At 64.3% G+C, this 6,152-nt stretch carries 5 protein-coding genes; 4 read left to right on the forward strand and 1 reads right to left on the reverse strand.

From position 1 onward, the window contains the following. Nucleotides 1–21: 21 nt before the first annotated feature. Nucleotides 22–1,818 (reverse strand): acyl-CoA dehydrogenase C-terminal domain-containing protein, encoded by a 1,797-nt coding sequence (locus AC1DO7_RS20520; RefSeq protein ID WP_441619527.1) that lies wholly within the window; start codon nt 1,816–1,818, stop codon nt 22–24. 344 nt (nt 1,819–2,162) lie between these two features. On the opposite strand from AC1DO7_RS20520, the gene AC1DO7_RS20525 reads away from it, so the two are divergent. Genes AC1DO7_RS20525 through AC1DO7_RS20540 form a run of 4 tightly spaced genes read left to right on the forward strand, consistent with a single transcriptional unit; the run spans nt 2,163 to nt 6,123 of the window. Further along, complete coding sequence (locus AC1DO7_RS20525; RefSeq protein ID WP_441619526.1) at nt 2,163–2,780, forward strand: 2-hydroxychromene-2-carboxylate isomerase; 618 nt, start codon at nt 2,163–2,165, stop codon at nt 2,778–2,780. Between the two features lie 40 nt (nt 2,781–2,820). Further along, complete coding sequence (locus tag AC1DO7_RS20530; protein WP_477116519.1) at nt 2,821–3,549, forward strand: SDR family oxidoreductase; 729 nt, start codon at nt 2,821–2,823, stop codon at nt 3,547–3,549. 10 nt (nt 3,550–3,559) lie between these two features. After that, entirely contained in the window at nt 3,560–5,140 is a 1,581-nt protein-coding gene (locus AC1DO7_RS20535) for an AMP-binding protein (protein WP_477116520.1), read from the forward strand. Beyond that, nucleotides 5,137–6,123, forward strand: coding sequence for a Bug family tripartite tricarboxylate transporter substrate binding protein (locus AC1DO7_RS20540; RefSeq protein ID WP_441619521.1), 987 nt, complete (start codon nt 5,137–5,139; stop codon nt 6,121–6,123). The genes AC1DO7_RS20535 and AC1DO7_RS20540 overlap by 4 nt, the downstream gene beginning before the upstream one ends. Nucleotides 6,124–6,152 lie beyond the last annotated feature (29 nt).

Consider the following 6,152-nt stretch of genomic DNA (forward strand, 5'->3'; position numbering starts at 1 on the left):
AGCCGGAACCTCTTCGGCAAACTACAGTTCTTCCAGTGCGTGGTTCATCAGCACTGACACGTCCGCGTGAATGGCTTGCCCCAGCGCGCCAGTCTGCACGAGCATGTACTCGCCATAGAATCGCGCCGTCTTGAGCTTGCCGGCGTAAAAGGCGGGAGATTCATCGCCGTCGGGCGCGAGCGCCGCGGCAGCCATTCGCAACCATGCCACACCGAGCGCGACGAGGCCGAACATCTGCAGATAGTGGCTTGCCGCGCCCGCGGCGGCCCGCGCGTCGTCACGCGCGCGCTGTTGCATGAGCAGCGTCGCGTCCCGCAGGTGGCTGGTTGCCATGTCGAGGGCCTCGCACAGCGTTGCCAGCTCGGGCTCGTCCGCGTGGCCACGGGCCAGGGCGCTGGCCGCTTCCAGCCAGTCCGCAACCACGCTGCCATCGGCCAGCGACAGCTTGCGGTGCACCAGATCGAGCGCCTGGATGCCATTCGCCCCCTCATAGAGCGGGACGATCTGCGCGTCGCGCAAGAGCTGTTCCATGCCATTTTCATGGATGTAGCCATGCCCGCCGAAGATGGTGATGCCAAGCCGGGTGACCTCCACCGCGCTGTCGCTGAGGAAGCTCTTGATCACCGGGGTCAGAAGCGCGAGCCGGTTCTCGGCGCGCGTGCGCTCGACAGGGTCGGGATGGCGATTGCGGACGTCCAGATCAATGGCCGCGTCGAGGTATAGCGCGCGAGCGCCTTCGGTCAGTGCCTTCATCGTCAACAGGTTCTTGCGGACGTCGGGATGACGGACGATGAGGTCCGGCCCGTCGTTCGCAGTGCGTCCGGAGCCCGGGGCGTAGCCCTGGCGGCGGTCCAGGGCATAGGCCCGGGCATTCTGGAGAGACAGTTCCGCCGCGCCGATGCTCTGTACGGCCACGCCGATGCGCGAGGAGTTCATCATCGTGAACATCGCCATCAGGCCGCCGTTGGGCTCGCCTACCAGCCAGCCCAGCGAATCATCGAACGCCAGTGCTGCCGTGGCCGATGCACGGATGCCCATCTTGTGCTCGATGGCTGTGCATGACACATGGTTGTCGCTCAATGCCGGCAGCGGCGTCCCGTCCCGGCGGGGGAGCGTCTTGGGGACAAGAAACAGGCTGATTCCCCGGGTGCCTGCCGGGGCGTCCGGCAGCCGGGCAAGCACGAGGTGCAGGATGTTCTCCGCGAGGTCGTGATCGCCACCGGAAATGAAGATCTTGCTGCCGTTGATACGGTAGGTGCCGTCGCCGACAGGGGCGGCACGAGTCTGTAGCCTGGAGAGGTCGGAGCCGCTGCCTGCCTCGGTGAGGCACATGGTTCCCGTCCAGCGTCCGCTCACCAGCATGGGCAGGAGTTGCTCGCGCAGTTCGTCCGTGCCGTGGGCCAGCAGTGCGCGGTACGCCCCCTGCGACAAGCCCGCATACATGCCGAACGCCATCGAGCCGGCACCGACGATTTCCCGCACCATGGTTGCCAGCGTGACGGGCAGTCCCTGCCCACCGTAGGCCGGATCCGCCGCCAGCGTCGTCCAGCCGGCATCCCGATAGACGGCGTACGCCCGCGCATAGCCGGAAGGGGTGCGCACCGTGCCGTCCTGGCGCGTGCAGCCTTCGTCATCGCCCGTACCGTTGATCGGCAACAGCACATCGCGCGCGAACACACCGGCGCTTTCCAGGATCGGGAGGACCAGGTCCATGGTTGCGTCTTCGCAGCCGGGCAGCACGGCAAGGCGCTTTTCGTAGGCGAGAACTTCCTGCAGCAGGAAGCGGAACTCGGCCAGGGGGGCTTCATAGGCGGGCATGCGGGTTCATCCTTCAGACATGGTTGGATATGGCATCAATGTTAACGATGGTAATATAAAAATCTGCGGGACGTCAGCGGACAATGGCAGCAGAGTTTCGACGCGATTGGCGCGGAAATACCGCATTGCCAGGCAAGTCGCGGAAGATGCACGGGGCCTGTGGATACGAGCAGTGCGCACCGCGACTCGCTTGCGATCTTAACGGTGGTAGTATAGGATCCATTCATTCCCGGACGGCGTCAGCAGAGATGGCGGCGCCATGCCGGAGCAGGCCGATCTGGCGAACATCCGCGCATCTGCGCATCGGTGTCGAAAGCCAGGCACATTGATCCAGGAGACAAGCCATGGCCGCATTGCGTGCCCATTTCCTATTCGATTTCGGTAGTCCCAACGCCTACCTCAGCCATCGCGTCATTCCGGCGATCGAAGACCGTACGGGCGCCCGCTTCGAGTACATCCCCATTCTCCTTGGCGGGCTGTTTCGCCTCACTGGCAATCGCGCGCCGTCCGAAGCGTTCGCGGGCATCAGGAACAAGCAGGAATACGCCCAGCTCGAGACCGAGCGCTTCGTGAAGCGCCACGGGATCACGGCCTACCGTTACAACCCGCACTTTCCCGTCAACACGATCCAGATCATGCGCGGCGCTGTGGCCGCCCAGCTGGACGGCAACTTCGACGCCTATGTGGAAGCGGTTTTCGTCGCCATGTGGGAACAGGGAAAGAAGATGGACGACCCCGACGTTATTCGGGAGGCGCTGGACCAGGCAGGACTGAATGGCGCCAGGACGCTGGCAAGGATCCAGGACGCGGACGTCAAGGAAGTGCTCCTGGCCAACACCCAGCGGGCATTCGAGCGTGGCGCCTTCGGTTCGCCCACGTTCTTCGTCAATGACGAGATCTTCTTCGGCAAGGATCGGCTGCGAGAGGTCGAAGAGGAAATCGATCGGGTCAAGGCCGGCTAACTGCCGGCACCGTCGGACACGACTACTAGGGAAGCAATTCATGAACGAGAAAAAGGCCGTGCTTGTCATCGGCGCTGGCGACGCAACCGGTGGCGCGATCGCACGACGATTTGCGCGTGAGGGATATATCGCGTGCGTGACACGGCGCAACGCGGACAAGCTGGCGCCGCTGGTCGCACAGATCGAGGCAGAGGGCGGGGTAGCCCATGCCTTCGGCTCGGACGCGCGCGACGAAGCACAGATGGTTGCGCTCATCCAGGAAATCGAATCCAGGATCGCGCCGATCGAAGTCGCGGTGTTCAACATCGGCGCCAACGTGYGTTTCGACATCCTGGAAACGACCGCACGCGTCTACCACAAGGTGTGGGAGATGGCGTGCTTCGGCGGGTTCCTCATGGGGCGCGAGACGGCCCGCGTGATGCTGCCGAGGAAGCGCGGTTCGATCTTCTTCACCGGTGCGACGGCCAGCCTGCGAGGCAGGGCGGGCTATGCCGCGTTCAGCGGCGCGAAGCACGCATTGCGTGCACTGGCACAGTCGATGGCCAAGGAGCTCGGTCCCAAGGGCGTTCACGTTGCGCACCTGATCATCGACGGTGCCATCGACACCGAGTTCATTCGCGAGTCGTTCCCGGAACGCTATGCGCTGAAGGAGCAGGAAGGCATCGTCAATCCCGACCACATCGCAGATACCTACTGGATGCTGCACCAGCAACCGAAGGATGCGTGGACGCACGAGCTCGAACTGCGTCCGTGGATCGAGGCCTGGTGACGGAGTTGTCATGTCGCACCCATCGCACTTCGCGCGGACGACGCCGGGCAAGCTTGCCGCCGTGTTCATTCCCGGTGGGCGTGAGCTTGGCTATCTGGAACTGGATGAGGGGTCCAATCGCGTCGCCAATCTCCTGCGCCAGGCAGGCATCAGGAATGGCGACGCCGTGCTCTTCGCCGTGGACAACTGCCCGGAATTCCTCTACCTCGCGTGGGGTTGCCAGCGGGCTGGCGTCATCTTTACCCCGGCATCGACCAGGTTGAGCGCGGCGGACCTTCGCTACATTGCGCGGGATTGCGACGCGCGCATGGTGGTGGTCTCGGTGACTGCCGTCGGCAGCGAAAGCCTGGCCGCGTCCGACTTCGACGCCATTCCCTGCCTCGCACTGGGCGGCGACATCCCGGGCTTCCTGCGGCTGGAGGATGCGCTGCGGGATAGTCCCGTCGCGCCCATCGCCGATCCCGCGCGCGGCAGGGAGATGATGTATTCGTCCGGATCGACGGGACGGCCGAAAGGCGTGCGCAAGCCGATTCCGCCGATTCCCTTCGACGCGATGGATCCGCGCGACGTGCCATTCGCGCGGCGGCCGGGCGCCGACGCCTCCATGGTTCATCTCTGCACGTCGCCGCTCTATCATGCGGCGCCGCACCGGGCCGTATCGGCGACGCTGGCGCTGGGCGGCACCGCGGTCGTGATGGAGCGTTTCGACCCGCTTGCCGCTCTGCACGCGATCGAGACATTCCGCGTTACGCACAGCGTATGGGTGCCCACGATGTTCCATCGCCTGCTGAGGCTGGATGCCGACGCGCGCAGCCGCTTTGACCTGTCCAGTCATCGCGTCGCGCGTCACGGCGCCGCGCCATGCCAGGTGGACGTCAAGACGGCGATGATCGCGTGGTGGGGGCCGATCCTCGAGGAGTATTACTCGGGAACGGAAGGCATCGGCGCCTGCTCCATCAGTTCGCATGAATGGCTGGAACACAAGGGCTCCGTCGGCAGGGYGACGGACGGGGTCATTCATATTCTGGACCTCGACGACGACGAAGTGCCGGCTGGCACGACAGGGACGGTGTTCTTCGAGAACCGCTCCAGCTTCGCCTACTGGAACGACGCCGACAAGACCACGTCCAGCCGCAGCAAGCAAGGGTGGTGGACCTACGGAGACATCGGGCATCTCGACGAAGAGGGCTACCTGTACCTGTCGGATCGCCGGGATTTCACCATCATCTCGGGCGGCGTGAACATCTATCCCCAGGAGATCGAGGCAGCCCTGCTCTCAGACAAGCGTGTCCTGGATGCAGCGGTCTTTGGCGTTCCCGATGAGGAGTTCGGCGAGTCCGTCCATGCGGTGGTCCACGTCGAGCGCTCGCCTGCTGCGCCTGAGACGCTCTCCGCCGAACTCAGGGCGATCTGCCGGGAGACGCTAGGTCCGGTCCGGATGCCGAAGTCGTTCTCCTTCGTCCTGGACTTCCCGCGTCTGCCGACGGGGAAATTGCAGAAGAAGGCGCTTCGGGAATCGGTGCTCGCATCGTTGCAACCGGCCCGGCCGCACACCCACTTTTCCGAAATACACGATGGAGACAGGAAATGATCAGGAAGTTATGCATCGGCGGCCTGGGCGTCGCAGTCTTTGGACTCCTTGCCACGCCCCTGCTGGCCGCTGCCGAGAAGTATCCCAGCAAGCCCATCCGGCTCGTTGCGCCGTTCTCGGCGGGCGGCGCGCTGGATTCGATGGCGCGGGAGCTGGCGCATGGCATGTCCTCGCGCCTGGGCCAGCCGGTCATCGTGGACAACCGGACGGGCGCGGCCGGCATCGTCGGCGTGGATGCCGTAGCGAAGGCCGCTCCGGATGGCTATACGCTGTCCGTCTCCCAGAGTTCGCAATTGCTGGTCAATCAGTTCCTGTACAAGAATCTTCCGTACAACCCGCGGCGCGACCTTGTTCTGGTGGCGAAGATCGCCGACTCTCCGCTTGTGCTGTTGGTGAACCAGAAGGTACCCGTCAAGGACGCCAGGGAGTTGCGCGCCTACCTGAAGGCGAATCAGGGCAAGCTGTCCTATGGCTCCTGGGGTGTCGGAACCGTCGGCCATCTGAGCGGCAGCAAGCTCAACGAAGTGACCGGCGCGCAGATGGTGCATGCCTCCTATCGTGGCGAAGTGCCGATGGTGCAGGATCTTGCCGCCGGCAATGTGCAACTCGGCTTCGCCACTGCGTTGCAGGCCAGCGTCTTTCTCCTCACCAACAAGGTAAAGGCGATCGGCGTGACCGGCACCAGCCGGCTTCCGAGCTTGCCCAAYGTGCCGACGCTGGCGGAGCAGGGCTTCGATGAAAAGCTGTTCAAGACGGTCGGCTGGTCCGCGATTGCCGCGCCTGCCGGCACGCCCAAGGAGATCGTCCAGCGCCTGGCGGACGAGTTCCAGCTGGCTGCCAATCGTCCGGAGGTCAAGAAGCGTATCAGCGAACTGGGCTTTAACGTGAACTACGCGGGGCCGGCGGAATTCGCGGCGCTCTATCAGCGCGAGCTTCCGGTATGGGAGAGCGTCGTGAAAGACTCCGGCGCCTCGCTCGATTAAGGTCTGCTCCACTCTCAACACGCACAGGA

The sequence above is a fragment of the Cupriavidus sp. 05N40 genome (assembly GCF_056397305.1).

Excerpts from the sequence above, each read along its gene's own strand:
- AC1DO7_RS20520 (WP_441619527.1), bottom strand. The coding sequence starts at position 1,818 with ATGCCCGCCTATGAAGCCCCCCTGGCCGAGTTCCGCTTCCTGCTGCAG.
- AC1DO7_RS20525 (WP_441619526.1), top strand. The coding sequence starts at position 2,163 with ATGGCCGCATTGCGTGCCCATTTCCTATTCGATTTCGGTAGTCCCAAC.